This is a genomic window from Blautia sp. HCP28S3_G10 (assembly GCF_052065235.1).
Classification (GTDB): Bacteria; Bacillota; Clostridia; order Lachnospirales; family Lachnospiraceae; genus Blautia_A.
Window position 1 is genome coordinate 117,121 of record NZ_JBQHUL010000001.1, and the last position, 23,682, is coordinate 140,802.

The 23,682-nt window shown below is 41.5% G+C and carries 24 protein-coding genes; 1 reads left to right on the forward strand and 23 read right to left on the reverse strand.

The window, feature by feature from the left end:
• The 10 genes from ACTNB8_RS00575 to rsxC form a co-directional block, all read right to left on the reverse strand.
• On the reverse strand, positions 1-2,163 hold the full coding sequence (locus ACTNB8_RS00575; RefSeq protein ID WP_441051354.1) for a peptidase U32 family protein: 2,163 nt from the start codon (positions 2,161-2,163) through the stop codon (positions 1-3).
• 66 nt (positions 2,164-2,229) lie between these two features.
• Entirely contained in the window at positions 2,230-2,637 is a 408-nt protein-coding gene (locus ACTNB8_RS00580; protein ID WP_296155779.1) for a cell division protein ZapA, read from the reverse strand.
• Positions 2,638-2,706: 69 nt separating this feature from the next.
• Positions 2,707-3,705 (reverse strand): Holliday junction branch migration DNA helicase RuvB, encoded by a 999-nt coding sequence (ruvB, locus tag ACTNB8_RS00585; protein ID WP_441051357.1) that lies wholly within the window; start codon positions 3,703-3,705, stop codon positions 2,707-2,709.
• 18 nt (positions 3,706-3,723) lie between these two features.
• Complete coding sequence (gene ruvA / locus ACTNB8_RS00590) at positions 3,724-4,335, reverse strand: Holliday junction branch migration protein RuvA (protein WP_441051359.1); 612 nt, start codon at positions 4,333-4,335, stop codon at positions 3,724-3,726.
• A 131-nt stretch (positions 4,336-4,466) separates the two neighbouring features.
• A complete protein-coding gene (locus ACTNB8_RS00595) occupies positions 4,467-5,258 on the reverse strand; it encodes an RnfABCDGE type electron transport complex subunit B (protein ID WP_441051360.1) in 792 nt (263 codons plus the stop codon).
• A 12-nt stretch (positions 5,259-5,270) separates the two neighbouring features.
• The gene (locus tag ACTNB8_RS00600) at positions 5,271-5,846 is read right to left on the reverse strand and encodes an electron transport complex protein RnfA (RefSeq protein WP_296155771.1); all 576 of its coding nucleotides are present in this window, start codon (positions 5,844-5,846) and stop codon (positions 5,271-5,273) included.
• Positions 5,847-5,848: 2 nt separating this feature from the next.
• A complete protein-coding gene (gene rsxE / locus ACTNB8_RS00605) occupies positions 5,849-6,553 on the reverse strand; it encodes an electron transport complex subunit RsxE (RefSeq protein ID WP_441051363.1) in 705 nt (234 codons plus the stop codon).
• The gene (locus tag ACTNB8_RS00610; RefSeq protein ID WP_441051364.1) at positions 6,550-7,155 is read right to left on the reverse strand and encodes an RnfABCDGE type electron transport complex subunit G; all 606 of its coding nucleotides are present in this window, start codon (positions 7,153-7,155) and stop codon (positions 6,550-6,552) included. The genes rsxE and ACTNB8_RS00610 overlap by 4 nt, the downstream gene beginning before the upstream one ends.
• The gene (locus tag ACTNB8_RS00615) at positions 7,152-8,132 is read right to left on the reverse strand and encodes an RnfABCDGE type electron transport complex subunit D (RefSeq protein WP_296155765.1); all 981 of its coding nucleotides are present in this window, start codon (positions 8,130-8,132) and stop codon (positions 7,152-7,154) included. Before ACTNB8_RS00615 ends, ACTNB8_RS00610 begins: the two co-directional genes overlap by 4 nt.
• A gap of 16 nt (positions 8,133-8,148) precedes the next feature.
• On the reverse strand, positions 8,149-9,474 hold the full coding sequence (gene rsxC, locus ACTNB8_RS00620) for an electron transport complex subunit RsxC (RefSeq protein ID WP_441051365.1): 1,326 nt from the start codon (positions 9,472-9,474) through the stop codon (positions 8,149-8,151).
• Between the two features lie 247 nt (positions 9,475-9,721).
• Here rsxC and ACTNB8_RS00625 point away from each other — a divergent pair, with 247 nt between their 5' ends.
• Complete coding sequence (locus ACTNB8_RS00625) at positions 9,722-10,762, forward strand: ribonuclease H-like domain-containing protein (protein WP_441051367.1); 1,041 nt, start codon at positions 9,722-9,724, stop codon at positions 10,760-10,762.
• An 81-nt stretch (positions 10,763-10,843) separates the two neighbouring features.
• Here ACTNB8_RS00625 and rpsA read toward each other — a convergent pair whose 3' ends face one another.
• The 13 genes from rpsA to ACTNB8_RS00690 all read right to left on the reverse strand — a co-directional run bounded on the left by rpsA (position 10,844) and on the right by ACTNB8_RS00690 (position 23,680).
• On the reverse strand, positions 10,844-11,929 hold the full coding sequence (rpsA, locus tag ACTNB8_RS00630; RefSeq protein ID WP_296155760.1) for a 30S ribosomal protein S1: 1,086 nt from the start codon (positions 11,927-11,929) through the stop codon (positions 10,844-10,846).
• On the reverse strand, positions 11,910-12,776 hold the full coding sequence (gene ispH / locus ACTNB8_RS00635; protein WP_441051368.1) for a 4-hydroxy-3-methylbut-2-enyl diphosphate reductase: 867 nt from the start codon (positions 12,774-12,776) through the stop codon (positions 11,910-11,912). The genes rpsA and ispH overlap by 20 nt, the downstream gene beginning before the upstream one ends.
• Positions 12,766-13,458, reverse strand: coding sequence for a (d)CMP kinase (cmk, locus tag ACTNB8_RS00640; RefSeq protein ID WP_441051370.1), 693 nt, complete (start codon positions 13,456-13,458; stop codon positions 12,766-12,768). The genes ispH and cmk overlap by 11 nt, the downstream gene beginning before the upstream one ends.
• 15 nt (positions 13,459-13,473) lie before the next feature.
• On the reverse strand, positions 13,474-14,718 hold the full coding sequence (locus ACTNB8_RS00645) for an NAD(P)/FAD-dependent oxidoreductase (protein WP_441051373.1): 1,245 nt from the start codon (positions 14,716-14,718) through the stop codon (positions 13,474-13,476).
• A 95-nt stretch (positions 14,719-14,813) separates the two neighbouring features.
• Complete coding sequence (locus ACTNB8_RS00650) at positions 14,814-16,226, reverse strand: oxaloacetate decarboxylase subunit alpha (protein ID WP_441051375.1); 1,413 nt, start codon at positions 16,224-16,226, stop codon at positions 14,814-14,816.
• A gap of 94 nt (positions 16,227-16,320) precedes the next feature.
• The gene (locus ACTNB8_RS00655) at positions 16,321-17,469 is read right to left on the reverse strand and encodes a sodium ion-translocating decarboxylase subunit beta (RefSeq protein ID WP_441051377.1); all 1,149 of its coding nucleotides are present in this window, start codon (positions 17,467-17,469) and stop codon (positions 16,321-16,323) included.
• 16 nt (positions 17,470-17,485) lie between these two features.
• Positions 17,486-17,854, reverse strand: a complete 369-nt coding sequence (locus ACTNB8_RS00660) for a biotin/lipoyl-binding carrier protein (RefSeq protein ID WP_296155748.1) — start codon at positions 17,852-17,854, stop codon at positions 17,486-17,488.
• 29 nt (positions 17,855-17,883) lie between these two features.
• Positions 17,884-18,630: an OadG family transporter subunit gene (locus ACTNB8_RS00665; protein WP_441051379.1), complete on the reverse strand. Its 747-nt coding sequence runs from the start codon at positions 18,628-18,630 to the stop codon at positions 17,884-17,886.
• A gap of 13 nt (positions 18,631-18,643) precedes the next feature.
• A complete protein-coding gene (locus ACTNB8_RS00670; protein ID WP_441051381.1) occupies positions 18,644-20,080 on the reverse strand; it encodes an acyl-CoA carboxylase subunit beta in 1,437 nt (478 codons plus the stop codon).
• 149 nt (positions 20,081-20,229) lie between these two features.
• Complete coding sequence (locus ACTNB8_RS00675; protein WP_441051383.1) at positions 20,230-21,429, reverse strand: D-alanyl-D-alanine carboxypeptidase family protein; 1,200 nt, start codon at positions 21,427-21,429, stop codon at positions 20,230-20,232.
• Between the two features lie 62 nt (positions 21,430-21,491).
• Complete coding sequence (locus tag ACTNB8_RS00680; protein ID WP_441051385.1) at positions 21,492-22,286, reverse strand: zinc dependent phospholipase C family protein; 795 nt, start codon at positions 22,284-22,286, stop codon at positions 21,492-21,494.
• 20 nt (positions 22,287-22,306) lie between these two features.
• Positions 22,307-22,876 (reverse strand): SMC-Scp complex subunit ScpB, encoded by a 570-nt coding sequence (scpB, locus tag ACTNB8_RS00685; protein WP_441051387.1) that lies wholly within the window; start codon positions 22,874-22,876, stop codon positions 22,307-22,309.
• An 18-nt stretch (positions 22,877-22,894) separates the two neighbouring features.
• Positions 22,895-23,680 carry a segregation and condensation protein A gene (locus tag ACTNB8_RS00690; RefSeq protein ID WP_441051389.1) on the reverse strand — a complete coding sequence of 262 codons (786 nt, stop codon included), beginning with the start codon at positions 23,678-23,680 and terminating at the stop codon, positions 22,895-22,897.
• Between the last annotated feature and the right edge of the window lie 2 nt (positions 23,681-23,682).

Here is a 23,682-nt window from a genome sequence, read left to right on the forward strand (position 1 = left end):
TTATTCGGCTCCTCTTTTAAAATGTCCTTTTGTAAAGTCGTGGCTGGAAGGAATTTGACCATTAAGATATACGGCTTCAAAATCCTTCATGATTTCTGCTGCCTGTGCAGGAGATTCAAGTGTAAAATTAAGGCGGAGTTCTCCGGCACCAAGCTTTCTGACATGATCTGCTTCTTTAAGAAGACCATAGGGGATGCTGTTATATAAAATATTATAACAGTAATTCTGCGGACCTGTAGTCCCTGTTTTCCATGGATCACAGACGCATACGCAGGTAAATTCTTTGTCATACCGGTCTTTAAGAATCATTTTGTGCTGATTTTTGTCGCATTGCAGACAGTTTTTTCTTACACACTGTGCAGACAGCATCAGCGGACTGTATCCGTAGATGATACAATCACTGTTTTGATTATTTCTGTGCAGCAGTTCTTTTTCATTGAGTTCCAGAGGGATTGTATTGCGGAAAATACCCTGATCATTCCAGAAAGAAACTGCCTCGTTATTCCAGGTATACATGGAGGCATCCAGTATACAGTATTTTTCCAGACCGGCTTTTTTAAGAATTCCGTAACTTTCAAGATTTCTTATAAGAAATCCCTTCATTCCTGATTTCAGCCATTCCCTGCTTGTGAGGATAAAGGCGGCAGGTACATTTCCGCGTGTGATATAGGGAAGTGTCAGAAACAGGTCTTTGGAGTTCTGTATTCCCATTTGCAGGCACTGCTGCATTGCATCAGGATAAAGATACATACCTTTGATGGAATCTCTTTTACAGAGTATAAGTGCCTGCTCAGGAGTTTCGCAGGAAACATAAAATCCATCTTGCTGTGAAGTGGTATTTCTGATATCTGATGCTGCATAAAACGGTGGTTTAGAGGCGACTCTGCGCATTTTGCCGCAGATCTGTTCCCGTAGATCGTGAAGTGCAGTGCGTCGCAGTTCGTTTAGAATTTTCACAGGGATAAAAATGTTTTCTCCCATCTGAATATCCAGAAATTCCCAATAGAATTCGGAATTGCCCAGTTTGTTCATCTGCTGACGTATCCTGTCTTCTGACATAGGCCTGTCTTTGGCTATCTGTACTTCGCCAAGGGAAACTGTTGTATGAAAATTTCTGCAGGATACTTTCAGTATAGCAGGACTTTGTGGATACAAGATTAAATTTCCCTTAATTTTTTCTTTAGGTTGTGTTATATGAACAGAAATATTGCCTGATTTTTTGTCATTGGTGAAAGCCATCATGGAAGGACCGTTATACTGTTTGAAATAGCCCTGACAGGAACCTCCGCGGTTAAAAATATCAAGAAGATATCTGCGATCTTTCTCTTCAACCTGATAGTGAGAGGGATCACTGAGACAAAGATCAAGGTATTTGCGGTAAATGGAAGTAACACCGGCTGTGTATTCAGGCTGTTTCATGCGGCCTTCAATTTTCAGTGATACAACTCCTGCTTTAAGAATTTCCGGAAGTATGTCAATGGTGCAGATATCTTTCAGACTTAAAGGACAGAATTCTTTCCGGTTACTGTAATGTCCTGTTTCTTCACGGACCTGATAAGAAAGGCGGCATGGCTGTGCGCAGCGTCCGCGGTTTCCGCTTCTGCCTCCTAGCATACTGCTCATAAGACACTGACCGGAAAAACTGTAACACAGAGCTCCATGAATAAAAGCTTCTATTTCAATGGGACTGGCATTGTGCATATCAGAAATTTCGCGGAGACTCAGTTCACGTGCCGCAACAATTCTGGAAGCGCCCTGTTCTTCGAGAAATTTCATTCCCTCAGGTCCGGTAACGGTCATCTGTGTACTTGCATGCAGATGAAGACCAGGAAAATTTTGGCGTATAAACTGAAAAACCCCCAAATCCTGTATGATAACTGCATCCAGGCCTGCTTCATATACAGGAAGCAGTGACTGATAGAGCCTGTCCTGGATTTCTTTGTTTTTCAGAAGTGTGTTTACAGTCAGATAAAGTTTTCTGCCGTGAATGTGTGCTGTTTCTATAGCACTGACAAGTTCATCCTGTGTAAAATTTTGTGCGTAGGCTCTGGCACCAAAATCGGGACCGCCTACGTATACTGCGTCTGCACCTGCACCAAGTGCTGCCAGAAATGCATCGTAAGAACCGGCAGGGGCAAGAAGTTCAATATTATATTTGTCCAAAATGTCCAATTCCTTTCATACATAAATGAATGAAGGGGACTACCGAAGCAATCCCCTCTTTCTGAATTATTTTAGTAATTTGTCGATTTCTCCCTCGAGTTCTCTGACTTTTCCCTCCAGAAGTTCTTTCTGGTGTGCAGTTTCCTGCTCCTTTTTTTCGGTTTCTTCTATTTTCATACGAAGAGCGATCAGTTCATGCTTCAACTCGTACATTTCCTGATCCTTCTGCTGAAGATCCTGTTCAAAAATTTCTGCCTGTTTTTTGGCTTTGAAATAATCATCCGTGATATTCAGACTGATCAGAGTGTGTTTCGTTTCTACAGGCTGCCGGGAATATCCTGGCATTTCGCTTAATTCTGCTATTTTGTTATTTATATATGATGCTACTTTCTGAAAATACTCTTCAGATTCGTAGCCACCTAACGTAATGATCTTTCCGCCGATTACTACCTGCGCCGTATTTTTGACTGCCATAACAAGCCTCCTGTGTAATTAATTCTCTTATTGATTATAATCGAATTTTGTAGAAATGTATAGGAATTTTTACGATTTCTTTTCGATTCCCAGATGCTTATAAGCCAGATCAGATGCAATGCGGCCTCTGGGGGTTCTGTTCAGGAAACCGTTTTGCAGCAGATATGGCTCATATACGTCTTCCAGAGTGCCTGCATCTTCGCCTATGGCAGCAGCCAGAGTTTCCAGACCTACAGGCCCTCCCTTAAAATTAACAATAAGTGTCTGAAGAATTCTTCGGTCGATTTTGTCAAGGCCATACTGATCTACTTCCAGAAGATCAAGGGCAAAGGCAGCCACATCAAAAGTGATTTTTCCGTCATATTTGACCTGTGCAAAATCACGGACTCTTTTTAGCAGTCTGTTGGCAAGACGCGGAGTCCCGCGGGAACGTTTGGCTATTTCAGCAGCACCTTTGGGGGCGATTTCAACATTGAGTACTTCTGCTGAACGCATGATGATAGTCTGAAGTTCTTTTTGATTATAGAATTCAAGATGATGCATGACTCCAAAACGGTCACGCAGTGGTGCTGAAAGAAGCCCGGCACGTGTTGTTGCTCCTACGAGAGTGAATTTCGGAAGGTCAAGACGTATGGAACGTGCAGAAGCTCCTTTGCCGATCATGATATCAATGGCAAAATCTTCCATTGCCGGATAAAGGACTTCTTCTACCTGCCTGTTAAGACGGTGAATTTCATCAACGAAGAGAATATCCCCCTCTTGAAGGTTGTTGAGAATGGCAGCCATTTCACCGGGTTTTTCGATTGCAGGACCGGAAGTAACCTTCATATGAACTCCCATCTCATTGGCAATAATACCGGATAAAGTTGTTTTTCCGAGTCCAGGAGGGCCATAAAACAGTACATGATCCAGTGTATCATGTCGCTGCTTGGCTGCTTCTATATAAATTTTCAGTGTGTTTTTTGTTTTTTCCTGACCGATATATTCGTCAAGTGTCTGAGGACGCAGATTTCCTTCAAGAGGAAAATCCTCTTCTGTGACATCGGTTGTGATAACTCTTTTTTCCATTTATATTGGTGCTCCCGTTTATAACTGTTTTAGGGCTGCCTTAAGAATACCTTCTACATCATCAAAGTTCACGCCAGTTACCTTACGTACAGCCTTCATGGCATCGGTACTGCTGTATCCCAGTGCAATCAGCGCTTCTGCTGCTTCCTGACGTCCATCGTGCAGAATTTCACCTGTGATCATGGCGGTCTCCTGCTGATGAGCCAGTTTTTTCTCAAAAGCATCTTCAAGTTCTAATTTATCTTTCAACTCAAGAATGAGTTTCTGAGCAGTTTTTTTGCCTATGCCAGGTGCTTTGGAGATGGTTTTGATATCTTCGGATAATACTGCAAAACGAAGTTCATCAGAAGTCATTCCGGAAAGAATACCCATTGCTGCTTTGGGGCCGATTCCGTTTACACCAAGTAACAGGCGAAACATTTCCAGGTCATCTTTGGATAAAAAGCCATACAGCTGCATGGCATCTTCGCGTACATGAAAATATGTATGCACTTTAAGTTTGCCTTCGGTCCGGACCGCCTGTTCAAGAGCAGAGCCTGTCATATATATCTCGTACCCTATTCCACCAGTTTCAATAATGACTGAATTTTCTGTTGTATCAGCTACATAGCCGTTGATAAATGAAATCATATTATAACTCCTGCATTTGTGCTTTACCAATCATAACATAACAGATAGCAAAAAGCAAACATCTATTCGGAAAAAGAAAAGCCTCCGACCTGATGTTATCAGGCCGGAGGTTACATACGTAAATATGAAGATTAAAGAATGATACCTCTTGGGCAGGCTTCTTTACATGCGCCGCAATTTGTACATTTTTCATAATCAATATGTGCACAGAAATCTGTAACAGTGATAGCACCGTTAGGACAGGTTTTTTCACATTTTTTACATCCGATACATCCGATTTCGCAAGCAGATGTAACTGTTTTTCCTTTTGCGTGGGAGCTGCATCCAACAAATGTTTTCTGCACATATGGTGCAAGCTCGATCAGATGATGAGGACATTTTGCAATACATTTACCGCAGGCTTTACAAGCCTCACGGTCAACAACTGCAACACCGTTTACAATATGGATAGCGTCGAAAGGACATGCTTTAACGCAGCTTCCGAATCCCATACAGCCATAGGAACATGCTTTTGATCCGCCACCAGGAATGAAGGCCATCATCTCACAGTCTTCTACACCTGTATATTTATAATTGTTATTAGTTTTGTCACAGGTGCCGGTACATTTTACAAATGCTGCCATGCGGGCAGTTTCAACAACTTCCTGTCCCATAATGCCGGCAATGACTTTTCCAACTGCATCTCCACCAACAGGACATGCATTAACAGGTGCCTCTCCTTTGGCAATGGCAGCTGCAAGTCCGTCACAGCCCGGGTATCCACAACCACCACAGTTATTTCCCGGAAGTGCTTCGCGGACAGCAACTTCCTTTTCGTCTACTTCAACGGCAAATTTCTTACCTGCAATGCTAAGAAAGATACCAATAAAGAGGCCGACTGCTGCAACAACTACGGTTGCGGTAATAATTGCTCCAATATTCATGATCACGCCTCCTTAAATTAATCCTGAAAATCCGAAAAATGCAATGGCCATCAGACCTGCTGTAAGAAGTACGGTCGGGAAGCCTTTGAATGATTCCGGAATATCATTAAACTGAATTTTTTCACGGATACCAGCCATAAGTGTGATGGAAATTGTGAAACCTACTGCTGTTGCAAATCCGTTTACAGTACCCTGAAGAATGTTATATTCATCCTGAACGTTTGTAAGCGCTACGCCGAGAACTGCACAGTTTGTAGTGATCAGTGGCAGATAAACGCCGAGTGCCTGATAAAGAGAAGGAATACATTTCTTGAGAAACATTTCCACAAACTGAACAAGTGCTGCAATAATAAGGATAAATACAATTGTCTGTAAGTATTCCATACCTGTAGGAACAAGAATAAAATTGTAAATAAGCCCTGTTACAAAGGAAGACAGAGTGATAACGAAAACAAGAGCTCCACCCATTCCCACAGCTGTCTCAGTTTTTTTGGAAACACCAAAAAACGGACACAGACCAAGGAACTGGCTAAGTACTACGTTGTGTACAACGGCAGAGCTGACAAGGATGATCAATAATTCTTTCATGCTTATTTACCTCCTTTACATGCAGTATTTCCGCAACTGTCGCAACCAGCACAGCAACCGCAGCCTTCACTTGGATCAATTCCTTTTTTGGCTGCACCAACTTTGAATTTGTTCTGAAGTGCTGCAAGCATAGCCAGAACGAAAAATGCTCCAGGTGCAAGGATAAAGATTGTGATCGGTTCATAACCAAATTTGCCGTCTGCTGCCAGAGGAAGAATCTGTTTTCCGAAAATCTGTCCGGCACCGAGAAATTCACGAACAGCACCAATACATGTGATACTTAAGGTGAAACCAAGTCCCATACCAATACCATCAAATAATGAAGGAATTGGAGGATTTTTGGAAGCATATGCTTCTGCACGACCAAGGATAATACAGTTAACAACAATAAGAGGAATATAAATTCCAAGTGCGGAATACAGGGTTGGTATAAAGCCCTGAAGAAGCATCTGTACGATTGTTACGAAAGAAGCAACAACTACGATAAATGCAGGCATACGCACTCCGTCAGGAATAAATTTCCTTAAAAGAGAAATCATAAGGTTGGATGCAGCCAGTACTACTGTTGTAGTAAGACCCATACCAATACCATTGATTGCAGATGTTGTAACAGCCAGTGTCGGACACATACCAAGCACCAGCACAAAAGTCGGATTTTCTTTAATAATACCGTTTACAAGACGTTCAGCAGGTGTATTTGCTTTCATGACTCTGCTCCTCCTTCCACATACTGAAATGCACAAAGTCCGGCATTGACACCGTTTGTCATGGCATTTGTTGTAATAGTAGCACCACTGATAGCGTCAATCTGATCATCTGAGGTGGCACCTGTTTTTGTGTATGTAAATTTTTCTACTTTTTTATCTTTGAACTGATCTTTGAAACTGTCAGTAGTGGCTTTCATTCCAAGACCTGCAGTTTCACTGATGGACAGAATAGAAATACCGTTTAAAGTACCGTCATTCTGAACACCCATGGCAAACTGGATATCTCCACCGTAACCTTCGGAATCTGTTACTGTGAATGCGTAACCCAGTGTTTCGCCTGAGGCATCTTCTGCTACCATAATTTCGTCAATTGTCTGGGCTGTAAAGCCATTATCGCTGAGATAAGAAGTCAGATCATCATCAGCAGAATAGATTTCGAATTTATCAGCATCCTCAAAGACTGTTTTGTAAGCTTCTTCTTTTGATTTTTCCTGCTGTGTCGCAATCGGGCCTGCTGTAATGTCCTGTACGACACCAAGGGCAAGACCTGCAACCAGAGTAATAACAGTAATGGAAATGGTGTTTTTCAGGATTGTATTCATGCCTTTTTACCTCCTTTTCCAAAGGCTACTGGTTTGGTTGCCTTTTCAATAAGCGGAACCAGTAAGTTACAGAAGATAATTGCATAGGAAACACCTTCTGCTGATCCGCCGAACAGACGGAAAACGGCTGTTACAATACCAAGACAGCAGCCGTATACGAGCTGTCCCTTAGGTGTGATCGGTGTTGTGACATAATCTGTAGCCATGAACCATGCACCAAGCATAAGTCCGCCTCCGAACAGATGGCTTAACAGATAGTTGATATCAAATCCCATGCCAGTACCAAACATATAGAAGATTACAAAAATGGCAAAACTTCCGATATATGTAAGCGGGATTTTGAGATCAATAACTTTAAATGCAAGAAGGATCACTGCACCTATCAGGATCGCAAGGGCAGATGTCTCGCCGATTGTTCCCTGAATATTACCAATAAAGAGATCTTTTACCGGAATAGATGATGCTGCAACAAAGCCTTGTTTTTTCAGTGCGGCAAGTGGTGTTGCACCTGTTACTGTATCAAGAACACCTCTGTAACTCTTGGATACAGAGAAGTCAGTCATTTTAGCTGCAAAAGAAATCATAAGAAAACATCTTGCACCTAATGCCGGGTTCATGAAGTTCTGTCCAAGACCTCCAAAGAGCTGCTTTACAACAATGATAGCAAATGCACTGCCAAGTACCGGCATCCACAGTGGAATCTGCGGCGGCATGTTTAAAGCAAGTAAAAGGCCGGTAACTACGGCACTGAAATCATTGACCGTGTTTTTTTTATGCATCAGACGGTCATAAAGCCATTCAAAAAACACACTGGAAATTACTGTTACGAGCACAACAAGGAGTGCATGAAGACCGAAATTCCAGATTCCAAACAGAGTAGCCGGAAGCAGTGCGATGACAACTAACTGCATAATACGGCTTGTGGTCATTTTGTCCCTCACATGGGGATTCGATGATACATTATACATTTCTTCCATTTCCTATATCCTCCCCTTATTTCTTCTTTCTGCGTTCTGCAAGAACCATTTTACGCATAGATTTGATGCTCTGGGTCAGTGGTCTCTTAGCCGGGCAGATATAACTGCAGCATCCACATTCACAGCATTCCATACCATCCAGTGCTTCAAAACCAGCCATATCACCTCGTTCAGCAAGTGTTGCAAGACGCGCAGGAAGAACATGACCAGGACAGACACCTACGCAACGTCCGCAGTTGATACAAGCAGTCTGGATTGCCTGCGATTCAGAAACAGCATCGTGTTCCAGAAACAGGAATGCAGATGTTGTTTTTACACATGGAATATGAAGATCATAAAGTGCAAATCCCATCATAGGACCACCGGAGATTGCTTTTGCGATTTTTGCTTTCAGCCCGCCGGCAGCATCTACCAGTTCTGACATATCAGTTCCTGTAAGTACGGTATAGTTCTTGGGATTATTGATTCCTTCACCGGTAATAGTAACAATTCTGCTCATAACAGGTCTTCCAAGGATAACGGCTTTATATACTGCAACAACAGTATCGATATTATCAACAACACAGCCGACATCAGCAGGAAGCATGGTGGAGTTGATTTCTCTTCCGGTAGTAGCATAAATCAGTGTACGCTCACCGCCCTGTGGGTATTTGGTCATAAGCTCTTTAACTTCAATACGCGGTTCGTCTTTGACAAGTTCTTTCATTTTTGAGATACAGTCAGGTTTGTTATCTTCAATACAGATAAAACCTTTCGCAGAGTCAAAAAGAGAAAGAATAACACGAAGGCCTTCAACAACTTTTTCAGGCTCTTCCAGCATTCTTCTGTAGTCGCTGGTAAGATATGGTTCACATTCTGCCCCGTTTACAAGTACATATTCGATTTTAGAAGGATCTTTCGGTGCAAGTTTGACATGTGTCGGGAAACCGGCACCACCCATACCTACTACTCCGCCCTCTTTGATTCTGTTCAGTATTTCTTCTCGTGAAAGCTCTTCCAGTTTGGCAGGCTGGAATTCAACTTCCTGGTACTGCTGGTCGTTTTCGATAATAATAGAATCAGCCATTGCTCCGACAGCAGTCAGTCTTTTTTCAATTCCCTTCACAGTACCTGATACAGAAGCATGGATCGGTGCAGATACAAATCCACCGGCATCGGCAATCTTCTGTCCTGCAAGTACATGGTCACCCTTTTTTACGCAGGGAACAGCGGGTGCACCAATGTGCTGAGAAAGCGGATAAGCCATATCTCCTTTGGGAAGATACTTTTCAATTGGCTGGTTTTTGGATAATTCCTTACCGTCGTAAGGATGGATTCCGCCTTTAAAGGTGAGTTTTCCCATATATTTGTTTCCTCCTTTTTCATGAGCATTTTGTCTCACTCATGTTTAGTTTCTTTTTCATGATGCAGACGATAGTATTTATATTTATAATATGTATAAGACAAAATCCCACATATATTTTCTGTCTTGTTTCTTTGTCGCCGCAAAATGCATATATATAATATAACTCTTTTTTTCGAAAAATTCACTACCCAATTTAGCCAATATTGTGTATAATTAAATACAATCGAGAAAGGAAAAAAATAACATGATTGTTAAAAAAATACCTATTTTACAAGGGTTTCCAGACATTTTTACTGTTAAAATATTGTCGAACTCAAAAAATAAATTGTCAGAATTTAATCCCATTTTTTACGATATTGAGACAACTGGACTCTCCCGTTTTACTTCTTTTCTTTACCTTATCGGGGCGGTAAAGTGGGAAGAAAAAAGTTGGTTTCTTTACCAGTGGATGGCGGAAAAACCACAGGAAGAGTCAATTGTTCTTGAGACTTTTTCAGGTTTCCTTGAAGGAGCCTCATGTACGATCCAGTATAATGGAAACCGCTTTGACCAGCCATATCTTGAAGAACGTTTCCGACAGAATGAAATAGACTCTCCTTTTGGTGAAATACCTGCAATTGATATATATCAGTTGTTAAAACCATATCAGAGTTTGTTAAAATTGTCTCGTATGAAGCAGCCGGACATGGAAGAATTTATGCATTTGCCAGGCCGCAGGTACTGTGATGGAGGAAAATGTATCCGACTGTACAGATCTTATATAAAAAAAACGGAAGAATCTGTGGCAGAAACTCTTATGGGACACAACCAGGAAGATTTGCTGGGACTTGGTCAGATTATGAATCTTCTGAAATATCGGTGCTTTTTTCAAGATGAATTTGAGATAAAAAAGATAAATTGTCATGAACAGGAACTGACAGTATGTTTAAACCTTCCCTATGAGGTACCGATTGCTTTTTCAAATAGTATACCTGAAATGTATCTGACCGTATCAGGTCAGGAAGCACGACTTCTGATTCATCTGAAAGATGGAAAACTGAAACAACATTACAGCAATTATAAAGATTATGAGTATATTCCAGGGGAAGATATGGCCATTACCAAAGCTTTGAGCAGATATATGGACAAAAGTCTGAAAAAGCCGGCAACATTGGAAAATTGTTATACCTGGTTTGAATGTAATGAGGATTTCCTTGCAGATAAGCAAAAACAGAAACAGTATCTTAAACATACATTTGCGTATTTTTTGAATATACTGAAAAAAACCTGGAACATTAAAAAGTAATAAGAGTATAAAAAAACTCCCGTTAATTTAATTAACAGGAGTTTTTTATATATTCTTTATAAATTATATTTAATTTTGCGATCAAGCTTCAGTATCTTCTGCTTCTTCCTGTGCAGGAGCTTCCAGAGCTTTCATGCTAAGGCTGATCTTTTTGTCTTCGCCATTGAAATCAACAACTTTTGCTTCGATTTCCTGGCCGATGGAAAGAACATCAGATGGTTTTGCAACATGTTCTCTGGAAATCTGAGAAACGTGAAGAAGTGCATCGATTCCAGGAGCAAGTTCTACAAATGCACCAAAGTCTGTCATACGTGCAACTTTACCAGTTACAACGTTTCCTACTGCAAATTTTTCTGCAGCTGTAAGCCATGGATTCTCTTCCGGGAATTTCATGGATAATGCAATTTTGTCTCCGTTGATTTCTTTGATGAGAACTTTTACTTCGTCACCTACGTTAAATACTTTTTTCGGGTTTTCTACTCTGCCCCAGGACATTTCGGAAATATGAAGAAGACCATCTGCTCCGCCAAGATCAATAAATGCACCAAAATCTGTAACATTTTTTACAACACCTGTTACAACATCGCCTGCATTGATTTTTTCCATAAGTGCTTTCTGTTTTTCAGCTTTTTCTGCAAGAAGAAGCTGTTTACGGTTACCAATGATACGACGTCTTCTCGGGTTGAATTCTGTGATAACAAATTCAATTTCCTGATCTGCGTATTTGGAAAGGTCTTTTTCGTAAGTATCAGATACAAGGCTTGCAGGAATAAATACTCTTGCTTCTTCTACATTAACACAGAGACCTCCATCAAGTACCTGAGTTACAGGCGCTTTCAGTACTTCCTGTGACTCAAATGCTGCTTCCAGACGTTTGTTGCCTTTTTCAGCGGCAAGTCTCTTATATGTGAGGATAACCTGTCCTTCACCATCGTTTACTTTGAGAACTTTAGCTTCCATTGTGTCTCCCACATGAACTGCATCAGTCAGTACAAGGGAAGCGTCATTAGAATATTCGCTTTTGGTGATAATACCGTCTGCTTTATACCCGATATTCAGGATGATTTCATCTTCTTTAACGTCGATGACAGTACCCTGTACGATCTCTCCATTTCTGATTGTTTTTACGGAATCCTCCAGCATCTGTTCAAAACTTAATTCTGACATGTTCTTGAACCTCCTCAATAATTTTCTTTGGGGTGGATGCCCCTGCTGTAATACCTACATAACTACTGTGATGGAACATTTCAGAATCCAAGTCTACAGGTGTTTGTATATAGTAAGTATTTCCACATTCCTCTTTGCATATTTCAAACAGCTTTTGAGTATTGGAACTACGCCTGCCACCGATGACCAGCATAGTGTCTACCTCTCCGGCTATGTTTTTTGCTTCTTTCTGCCGTTCTTCAGTAGCATTACAAATAGTGTTTAAAATATTGCTAATATTTAAAACATTATTATAATAACTCTTTTTGCTGAGAATTTCAACTAATTCTTTAAATTTGTTGTAATTAAATGTCGTCTGAGATACGACGCACAGTTCTTTTCCTGGTACAGGAGTGAAATGTTCAGTTTCTTCTTTTCCGGAGAGAACTGTGTACGGACCGTTGCACCAGCCACAGATACCCTTTACTTCCGGGTGATCCGGATCACCGAAAATAACGATTTGTTTTCCGTCATTGCTTTCTTTTTCGACGATGCGGTGAATCTTCAGAACGAAAGGACAGGTAACATCTACATAATCAAGTCCTGTTTTACGAAGAAGATCGTAGATATGCTTGCCGACTCCGTGAGAACGGATAACGACAGTTCCCCTGTTCAGACATGGAAGATCATCTTCTGAGATTACCTGCACACCTTTTTGAGTGAGATCTGATACTACTTCTTCATTGTGTATGATCGGACCAAGGGTATAGATAGGGCTTACACCCTCTTCGATCAACTGGTATACTTTATCAACGGCACGTTTGACACCAAAACAAAAACCTGCGGTTTCGGCAACTTTAATTTTCATCAGCTGTTTCTCCATCTGCAATTTTAGAATGATATATTTCAAGAATTCTGGCAACTACCTGATCAACGGTCATATCTGAAGAATCTACCAGAACTGCATCTTCGGCCTGTTTGAGAGGTGAAACTGTACGGTTCATATCTCGCTGATCACGTTCTTCAATATCTTTCTGGATTTCAGAAAGTTCACAGTCGGTTCCTTTTTCCTGAAGTTCAAGAAATCTTCTCTTCGCTCTTGTCAGGGAACTTGCGGTAAGATAAATCTTTACTTCTGCATCAGGAAGAATAGTTGTACCGATATCCCGGCCATCCATAACAACACTCATGGAAGCGGCAAGTTTGCGCTGAAGATCCAGAAGCTTTTGTCTTACTTCAGGAACTGCCGAACTTACAGAAGCCATATTTCCTACTTCTTCTGTACGAAGATAGTCGTTTACGTTTTCTCCGTTGAGAAGTACAATCTGTACTCCGTTCTGATATTCAATAGATATATCAGCATTCTGACATACGGTGCCGATTTCAACAGTATCATTTCTGTTTACATTCTGTCTGATGAGATAAAGAGCCATCGCACGGTACATGGCTCCTGTATCTACATAAATACAGGACAGATCTTTTGCTACTTTTTTTGCGATTGTGCTTTTGCCGGCTCCGGCAGGTCCGTCAATGGCAATATTGTGTATCATTTTTATTCCTCCAGTTTATATATTACTTTCACTTACGGCAGTTCCGGCCAGATAGGCGGTTGACCATGCAATCTGAAGATTAAAACCGCCTGTCAGTGCATCGAGATCAAGAAGTTCGCCTATGAAATAAAGACCGGAAATCTTTTTGGATTCCATAGTTCCGGGCTGTATTTCCTTTACTGATATACCACCTTTGGTAATGACCGCCTCCGAGTATCGACCAAGTCCAATTATAGTGAACGGAAAGGCTTTGACGACAGATGCAAAATGCTGACGTTCTTCCCGGGAAATTTCATGAATAACTTTGTCTGCAGGAATACCGCCGAGTCCGATGATAACAGGTGTCAGAGAAGCTGGAAACAGAACATCAATTACATTTTTGAACTGTCTGTTTCTGGAATTTTCAAATTCTTTTAATATACGTTCATCCAGCTGTTCAAAGGAAAGTGCAGGTTTCAGATCAATAAAGGCTTCAAGATGTCCTTCTTTTTGAAGACGACGACCGATCACTGCGCTTGCAGACAATACCAGCGGACCGGTGATGCCTGTATGGGTAAACATCATTTCGCCAAAATCCCGATACAGGATTTTTTTACCGCTTTTAATGGTGAGTTCTACATTTCTGAGAGACAGTCCCTGCATCTGTGGAATATAATCTTCACTTACAGTTAACGGAACAAGTGAAGGGATACAGTCTGTAACTGAATGTCCGGTGTCTGTGGCAAATCTGTATCCATCACCAGTAGAACCGGTTGTAGGATAGGACAGCCCTCCTGTGGCAATAATTACGGAGTCACTTTTCTGAACAGTGCCGTTTTTCAGGACAATTCCTGCTGCTCTTCCATTTTCTGTGAGAATTTCAGATACCTGGCTGTGCAGACTGATATGGACATTATATTTCCTGAGGAGACGTTCCAGCCCCCGAATGATATCAGAAGAATGATCAGATACAGGAAAAACACGGTTGCCACGTTCTGTTTTCAGAGGAACTCCGGCTTCTTCGAGAAGCGCCATCATATCCTGGCTGTTGAAAGAATAAAATGCACTGTAGAGAAATTTGTTATTGCTTTTTACTGCACGGAGAAGTTCCTCAGGATCACAGTTATTTGTGACATTGCACCGTCCTTTGCCTGTGATAAAAAGTTTTTTTCCCAGTTTTTCGTTTTTTTCGTAAAGAAATACTTCACATCCGTTTCTGGCAGCAATGATGCCGGACAGCATACCGGCTGCACCGCCACCCACGATTATGACTTTGTTCATGGATTTCCTTTCTGTAAAATAAAATATTTTTCTCACAGATATATTACCATAATTTAAACAGACCCGCCAGAGTTTCTGACGGGTCTTTGAAAATATTAAACTGGATATGCTCCGTTTTTTGTATCTGCTGCTTTTTCGTCTACTTTTTTCTCCTGTGCCTGACGGTATTTGAAGAAATCAGTAGCTACCTGTGGGAACAGAGCGTAGGACAGAACATCTTCATCCTGTTCTTTATAAGGAGCAACTTCTTTTTCGAGTTTATCCATTTCGTTGTCAAGAAGATCAGCCGGACGGCAGGTAATTGGCTCTGCGTCACCAATGCATTTCTTCTGTACTTCTTCATTGAATGGCTTTACAGTGGCACCATATTTGCCAAGAAGGATATCTTTGGTCTCTTTGGTAACCATTTTGTATCTTTCGCCCATAAGAACGTTAAATACAGCCTGTGTGCCGACAATCTGAGAAGATGGTGTAACCAGAGGCGGTTCACCAAGGTCTTTACGAACCTTCGGTACTTCTTCCAGTACATCGTAGAATTTATCTTCTGCATGCTGTTCTTTCAGCTGGGAAGTCAGGTTGGAAAGCATTCCGCCTGGTACCTGATACAGAAGAGTTTTGATGTTAACACCAAGGTTCTTTGGATTCAGGAGACCGCTGTCAAGAGCGTCATCACGGATTGGACGGAAGTAATCTGCGATTTCAGCAAGAAGGTTCTGGTCAAATCCTGTATCATAAGGAGTTCCTTTAAAAGTTTCAACCATAACTTCTGTTGCAGGCTGTGAAGTTCCAAGTGCAAATGGAGAGATTGCTGTATCGATGATATCAACACCTGCTTCTACTGCTTTCATGTAAGTCATGGAAGCAACACCTGAAGTATAATGTGTATGGAGGTCAATCGGGATCTGAACAGCATCTTTCAGAGCACTTACAAGTTCGGTTGCCTTGTATGGAAGAAGAAGGCCTGCCATATCTTTGATACAGATAGAATCTGCACCCATATCTTCAATCTGTTTGGCAATGTTTACCCAGTAATCAAGTGTGTAAGCATCACCAAGTGTATAAGAAAGAGCAACCTGTGCATGTGCTTTTTCTTTGTTTGCTGCTTTTACTGCTGTCTGGAGGTTACGCATATCATTCAGACAGTCAAAAATACGGATAATATCGATTCCGTTTGCTGCGGATTTCTGAACAAAATATTCAACAACATCATCTGCATAAGGACGATATCCTAGGATATTCTGTCCACGGAACAGCATCTGGAGTTTTGTGTTTTTGAATCCGTCACGTAATTTACGAAGTCTTTCCCATGGATCTTCTTTCAGAAAACGGAGAGAAGCATCAAATGTTGCTCCACCCCAGCACTCTACTGCATGGTAGCCGACTTTGTCCATTTTATCAACAATTGGAAGCATCTGTTCTGTGGTAAGTCGTGTTGCGATCAGAGACTGATGTGCATCACGGAGAACAGTTTCCACAATTTTTACAGGTTTTTTTTCTAATTCAGCCATTATATTTCTCCTTATATTATAAATTAAGAAAAAAGGAAGTTCGATTCACTAAATTCATACTGCACTATCGCTTGTATTCATTAAGTACTTTGGATTATACACCAAAGATAGCCATAAAGGTTCCTGCTGCTACAGCAGTACCGATAACACCGGCTACGTTTGGTCCCATGGCATGCATCAGCAGGAAGTTTGTAGGATCTGCTTCAGCACCGACTTTCTGGGATACACGGGCTGCCATAGGAACGGCAGATACACCGGCAGATCCGATCAGTGGATTGATCTTTCCTCCGGAAAGCTTGCACATGAGTTTTCCAAGCATACATCCACCGAATGTACCAAATGCAAATGCTGCAAGACCAAGAACAACAATCTTCAGTGTATCTACATTCAGGAATGCCTCAGCACTTGTGGAAGCACCTACTGAAGTACCAAGAAGGATAACAACGATGTACATAAGAGCATTGGATGCTGTTTCAGTCAGCTGTTTAACAACACCTGATTCACGGAACAGGTTACCAAGCATCAGCATACCTACCAGAGGAGCTGTTGTAGGAAGAATCAGGCATACAACAATAGTGATAACGATCGGGAACAGGATTTTTTCCAGTTTGCTTACTGGACGAAGCTGATCCATTTTAATCTTACGTTCTTTTTCTGTTGTGCAGAGTTTCATGATCGGAGGCTGAATGATCGGTACCAGTGACATGTAGGAATACGCCGCCACTGCAATCGGTCCCATCAGAGATGTCTGTCCAAGTTTTCCGGCAAGGAAAATAGAGGTAGGACCATCAGCTCCACCGATAATGGAGATAGCTGCTGCTGCTTTTCCATTGAATCCAAGGAATATTGCAAGGAAGTAAGCAACATAGATACCAAGCTGAGCTGCTGCACCAAGAAGGAAGCTCTTCGGGTTTGCAATAAGAGGACCGAAGTCGGTCATTGCACCTACGCCCATGAAAATAAGGGAAGGAAGAATACTCCATTCATCAAGCAGGTAAAAGTAATGCAGAAGTCCGCCGACACCGTTGGACATATCTTCCGGGTTTGCCATGATATCCGGATAAATATTTACCAGAAGCATACCAAAAGCAATCGGAACCAGAAGAAGCGGCTCAAAGCCTTTTTTGATTGCAAGGAATAAGAATACACACGCCACCGCGATCATCAGGTAGTTTCCCCATGTAAGGTTGAAGAAAGCTGTCTGATGAATCAGGTTGGACAAGGTTTCTGTTACATAAGACATCTGATTACCTCCCGTCCTAGTTCATTGTAGCCAGAGTATCTCCGTTTTCTACGGATGCACCTTCAGTGGTATCAATGCTGGCTACTGTACCGTCCTGAGGAGCAACAACCGGGATTTCCATTTTCATGGATTCCAGGATAATAATGCTGTCTCCTGCTTTTACTGCCTGTCCAGCTGCTGCTACGATTTTAAGAACTTTACCAGGTACAGATGCAGTTACTTTGACTGCACCAGCGCCTGCTGCCGGAGCTGCTGCTTTTGGAGCCGGAGCTGCTTTTGGTGCTGCTACAGGAGCTGCTGCAGCTACAGGAGCAGAAACACTTCCGGTTTCTTCTACAGTTACTTCATATGCTGTTCCGTTTACAGTGATTGTATAACTTTTCATTTTATAATCCTCCTAAATAGATGGTCGATTTATCTTTTTTTACGATTGATCTTGCGGATAGAACGTACAACAAATCCATCTGTTGATGTTCCTTCTGCTGCTGCGATGGCTGCTGCGATAACAGCAATCAGTTCGTTATTATCTTCAGCAGCTGCTACAGGAGCTGATTCAACAGGTGAAGGCGTTGTTGCCTGTGCTGCTTCAGCAGCTGCTTTTTTTGCTTTCTGCTGCTGAGCTCCTGAACCAGGAATAAACTGGAACAGAGAAATAAGCAGGATCAGAAGACAAAGAATTACAAATACAGTACCAAGTCCCATAACTGTATTAAGAGCAGCATTTTTCATTGTAGTTGCAAAAGAGTACTGAATATCTACTGCCAGAGAAGTCGGAACCATTGTATCATCAAATACATATACAAATTCTGCATCTTCATCTTCGAATTCAACAGGAACCGTTGCAGTATACTGATCGTTGGAATATTCAACTTCTGCACTTCCGACTTCTTTCATTTCTCCAACTTCATCTTTTACGGAAGCCCATGCAGTCATAGCACTTTCTGTAAAAGCATCACCGGATTCAGAATATGCGGAAATCTGATCGGCTGTCAGAGGAATGATTGTCTGTGTAAGTCCCTCTGCTGTGGATTCAATCTGAGATTTGGTTGCATCATCCATTTTGTCTGCTGCCATTACCAGCACTGAACTGGAAAACATCAGAGATGCTGCGCAGACAACTGCAGTGCATACAGAGGAAGTCTTTTTTAACATCTGATTCATATGCTCACCTCACTTAGACTGTTCCGTGTTTCTTGGATGGACGGTCTTCTCTTTTTGTGAACAGCATTTCAAATGCTCCGATCACATATTTACGTGTATCTTCCGGAGCAATCACAGTATCAACATAACCTCTTGCTGCGGCAGATTCAACACCGGACTGGAGTGCTCTGTATTCTGCAGCTTTTTCGTTAAGAACAGAAGCGTCAGCACCTGCATACATGATCTTGGCTGCAAGAGAAGAATCCATCATACCGATTTCTGCATTATCCCATGCATAAACAAGGTCAGCACCGATGGATTTACTGTTCATTGCAACATAAGCGGTACCGTAAGCTTTGCCAATGATAACGTTTACTTTCGGTACAGTTGCAGAAGCAAATGCATGAACCATTTCGCCTACAGATTTTGCCATCATTTTTTCGTTGCAGAGAGTTGCTTTGAATCCTGTAACATTTGTAAGAGTAAGAACAGGAATGTCAAAAGCATCACAGAATTTTACAAAATCAGCTGCTTTTCTTGCACCTCTTGCTGTAATGGTACCATCAAATTCAGCTGTTTTATTTCCTTCTGCATCATATACTTCGCTTCTGTTGGCTACAGCGCCTACAGTTGCGCCGTTAAGACGAAGAAAACCTGTAACAACATCCTGGCCGTAAGCTTTTTTGGTTTCAAAGAAGATGCTGTTATCTGCGATTCTGGAAAGTGCGATAGATGTATCTCCTGCGCATGCGGAAAGGTCAGAGCATACACGGTTAAGATCATCTGTACATTCTGTATAGGAATCATTGTCTTCAAAGTTAGAAGGAAGAAGACCGATCAGCTGACGGATCTGACCAAGGATCTCATCTTCTGTTCCCACAGAATCGATAAGTCCTGTTTCTTCACTCTGGAATGCTGCATCTGCTGTATCACATTTTTCTGTGTAGTTGCCGTCAAGTGCATTTGGGCTGTTGACAAACATTTTGCCTTTCTCAGCTTCGATAAATGTAAAGTCAGTCAATGCCGGTATGATTGCCATACCACCGCCGCAGGTGCCGAATACAGCTGTAATCTGAGGAATCATTCCTGAAGCAAGTGTTTGTTTCAGATAGATAGAACCAAATGCTTCAAGTGCATCGGTTGCCTCCTGAAGACGCATACCTGCACAGTCCACCAGTCCGATTACCGGTGCACCTGTTTTCATAGCAAGATCATAAAGAGAAGAAATCTTTTTGGCGTGCATTTCGCCAACTGTACCGTTTAATACAGAAGCATCCTGGCTGTACACGTATACAAGATTTCCATCGATCACACCATATCCGGTAATGACACCGTCTGAAGGCGCTTTTGTCTCAGTAAGGTTGAAATCAGTTGCTCTGGCTGTTACACTTTTTCCGATTTCAACAAAACTGTTGGCATCAAGCAAAGATGTGATTCTTGTGCCTGCTAAGCTTTGTGTTGTGTTACTCATTCTTGTTTGCCCTCCATTTTATAAAATTTAAATATAACCAAAATTTTAGCCGATTATAATTGTACCCTGTTTTGACAATTTTTTCAATACATTTTGACGAATTTGTTAAAGATTTAACTCCAAAAGAACTCCTCGCAGACGAGGAGTTCTTAATGAAAGAAATTATAAAAAACATATTTCAAACAATACTGATAAGTGAGTCTTTGTATATCTTCTTCTGCCTTTACCGGACAGGTAAGTACCGTGTTTCCGTTTAGGAAAAAAGAAATTTGTCCGACTTGCTCTCCTGCTTTTATGGGAGCGTTGAGAGATTTTTTTATAAACAGCTGTCTGTTAACACATTCGTTATTTCGCATAAGAATCTGTTTGTGGCGGAAATTACCGGAAGGAGAAGCTGCGATTTTGATATATGTTTCAGCAAAAGGATCTTTTCCCGGATTGATTCCGTTTTTAACCGAAATAAGGGGCAGAACCGGTTCCCGCCATATATTCTGGTAATGATAATTTTTACAGCCATATTCAAGAAGCGTTCTGGCATCTTCCCATTTATAGCCTTTATTTCCCGGCCATCCGCAGCCAAGTAAAGCAATGATAAATACACGGTCGTCTTTCTGACAGGCACATACGTAACAGTATCCGGCATCTCCTGTAAATCCTGTTTTTCCGCTGAGAACGCCGTCAGTCATATCCAGAAACCTGTTTGTGTTCTGGACAGTGAAACTGCGTCTGCCTGACAGGTCTGAAAAAGAATATTCTCTTGTCTGTGTGATTTTCAGAAAGGTTTTGCTGCCTATAGCATATTTCATGATAAGCGAAAGGTCAGATGCTGTAGTATGATGTATTCCTGTATTATCTCTGGCATCAAGGCCATTGGGGGTAATAAAATATGTATCTTTGCATCCAATCTCTTTTGCTTTCCGGTTCATCATTGTGGCAAAACCCTCTACTGTACCACCAATATATTCTGCAATGGCAACTGCCGTGTCATTATGACTTTTCAGCATCAGGGAATACAAAAGGTCTTCCAGATAATATTGTTCGCCCTGACGCATACCGAGTTTTACTTCCGGTTGTGAAGCAGCATTTGAAGATACAGGAACATAGTCATCACCACTTCCATTTTCCAGGGCAAGCATGCAGGTAAGTACTTTCGTAGTACTTGCATTGGGAAGAGGCTTTTCTCCATCTTTGGCATAAAGGACACGCCCTGAAGTTCCGTCCATAAGGACTGCCGACAATGCATGAAGTTCACCGGGTAAATTATCTGCGTTTGCTGTATATACAGAACATTCGGCGTTAAGAAGAAAAAAGATAAGAAGAAATAAAGTTGGTACATGTCTGCTTTTCATAATCCGAAACTCCTTGTTTATAAGATTATTTTATGCAGACATGCTGCTTTTATTCACAGAACTTATCCGTTATAAGTGTGGTGCCAGCGCTCGGAAAGAGGAATTTCTGAACTGGAAAGGCTGTACAGTTCTTTAATAAATGCAGGAGCTTCCTGTATTTGCTGATCGTAAAGGTGATGGAGTGTCTGTACAGGAATTGCACTCCCGGGCACAGGATATTTGGCCATAAAATATTCCATCATAGAATCTGACAGTTTCCTGCCAGCTGCTTTAGACAGAAAGGTCAGCAGTTTTTTGCGACGTCCGCTGTTATCATATACCAGACAGTTGGTGATGAATTTCATCAGCTTTAATGATGTCAGGATATCTCTGCTCCTGACTTTTGGGATGGCTCTGTGAATAATCCTTGCATAACTTATCCTTGCTTTTACGCAGTGAGAAGGATAAAAATGGTAGGGATCTTTGTGTGTTTCAAGCATGAGCGTTCTGTCAAATTCTTTTTCGAGCAGGGTGTGAGAAATTACATTCTGACTGGCCATCTGCTCAATGTATGGATGACAGGCGCTGTCAAGAAGATAATGACAGCCAAAACCAAGCAGATACGCCAGCAGCTGCTCGTCCTGGTTCCTGCGTACAAGAGTCATTCCTCTTTCAAAAAAAGGTGCGGCATCTTCGTGATGCATGCGTATGCCTGTTCCTGTAACTGCAGGTCTGGTCATGTAATAAAAAAGTATATCCGGACCATGAAGTCCGATTCTGTACAGATTAGCATTACGTCTGATGATTTTTTGAAGTTCGGCGGGAAGCTTTCGGCAGACTTTTTTTCCAAATAGATCATGAGCATAGGTTGTAGGCAAAATAATCCTTCCTTTCTTTTTTATATATCAAGTTTCAGCTGGACTTCTTCTTCTGCTTCTGCCTTGAAGTCTTCGAGACGGACCGGATCCACGGACGGAAGCTCTTCAAGTCCCTGTACACCAAAACAACGGAGAAATTCTTCTGTTGTTCCGAAAAGGATTGGCCTGCCTGGAGCATCCAGCCTGCCAAGCTCTTTTATGAGTTCGTATTCTACCAGTTTGTTTATGGCGTGGTCACATTTTACTCCACGGATTTTTTCGATTTCTGCTTTAGTTACCGGCTGTTTGTATGCAACAATAGAAAGTGTTTCAAGCATAACATCGGTCAGGGCGGGTTTTTTGGGATGCATTGCAAGACGTATCAGGTATTCGTAATATTCTTTTCTGGTGCACATCTGATAAGCCTGTTCAAGTTCGATAATCTGAAGACCACGCTCTTCTTCATTGTACCTGTCGGACAGATTCTGAAGCAGTTTTCTTGTGGTTTCTTTATCCTGCTGGATAGCTTCCGCAATCTGTCCAAGTTCAACGGAATCGCCCATCGTAAAAAGTATTGCCTCTATAGCGGCTTCTAGTTTTTTGATTTCCATAATTTTCCCCGTTCTTTACTATTCGTCTGCAAATTCTGTCAGATGTGTCCATGTTCCAGGATCTTCTGTGACTTCTACTTTGATATCATCAAAGATTGAATCCTGTTCTACATGAATATATCCCATTTTCATAAGTTCCAGTATGGAAAGAAAGGTAACGATCACCTGAATTCTGGAAGACTGTTTTTCCAGAAGCTGGCGAAAGCTGAATTTGCGGTGTGATCCGGCGAACTCTTTCATCTGGATCATTTTGTCAGACAGACTGACTTCTTCTTTTTCGATAGTTCCGAATTTGCTTCGGATAGGGTCAATCTTTGATTCCTGTTTCCTGAGAATAGATTTGTAAATACTGTTCAGGCGTTCAAGAGTAAGTCCTGCCAGCAGTTCAGAAGGATCAACAGGTTCTCTGTATTTGAGAACTTCGTCAGGTATGGTAGAGGGTTTGTAAAATACACCAACAGCATCGTCCATACGGTCTTTGAGTTCATAAGACATATATTTGTACATTTTGTACTCAAGGAGTTTCTGAACCAGTTCTTCTCTCGGATCTTCTTCTTCGCCTTCCTCATTTATTTCTTTTGGAAGAAGCATTCGGCATTTTATATCAAGCAGAGTGGCTGCCATTACCATAAATTCACTCATGGTGGAAAGATCTTCTTTTTCCATGGAGTGGATATATTCCATATACTGATCTGTAATTTCAACAATAGGAATATCGTATATGTCGATTTTGTTTTTTTCGATAAGGTGTAAAAGAAGATCCAGAGGACCTTCAAATACGTTGATTTTGACAGGTATTGCCATAC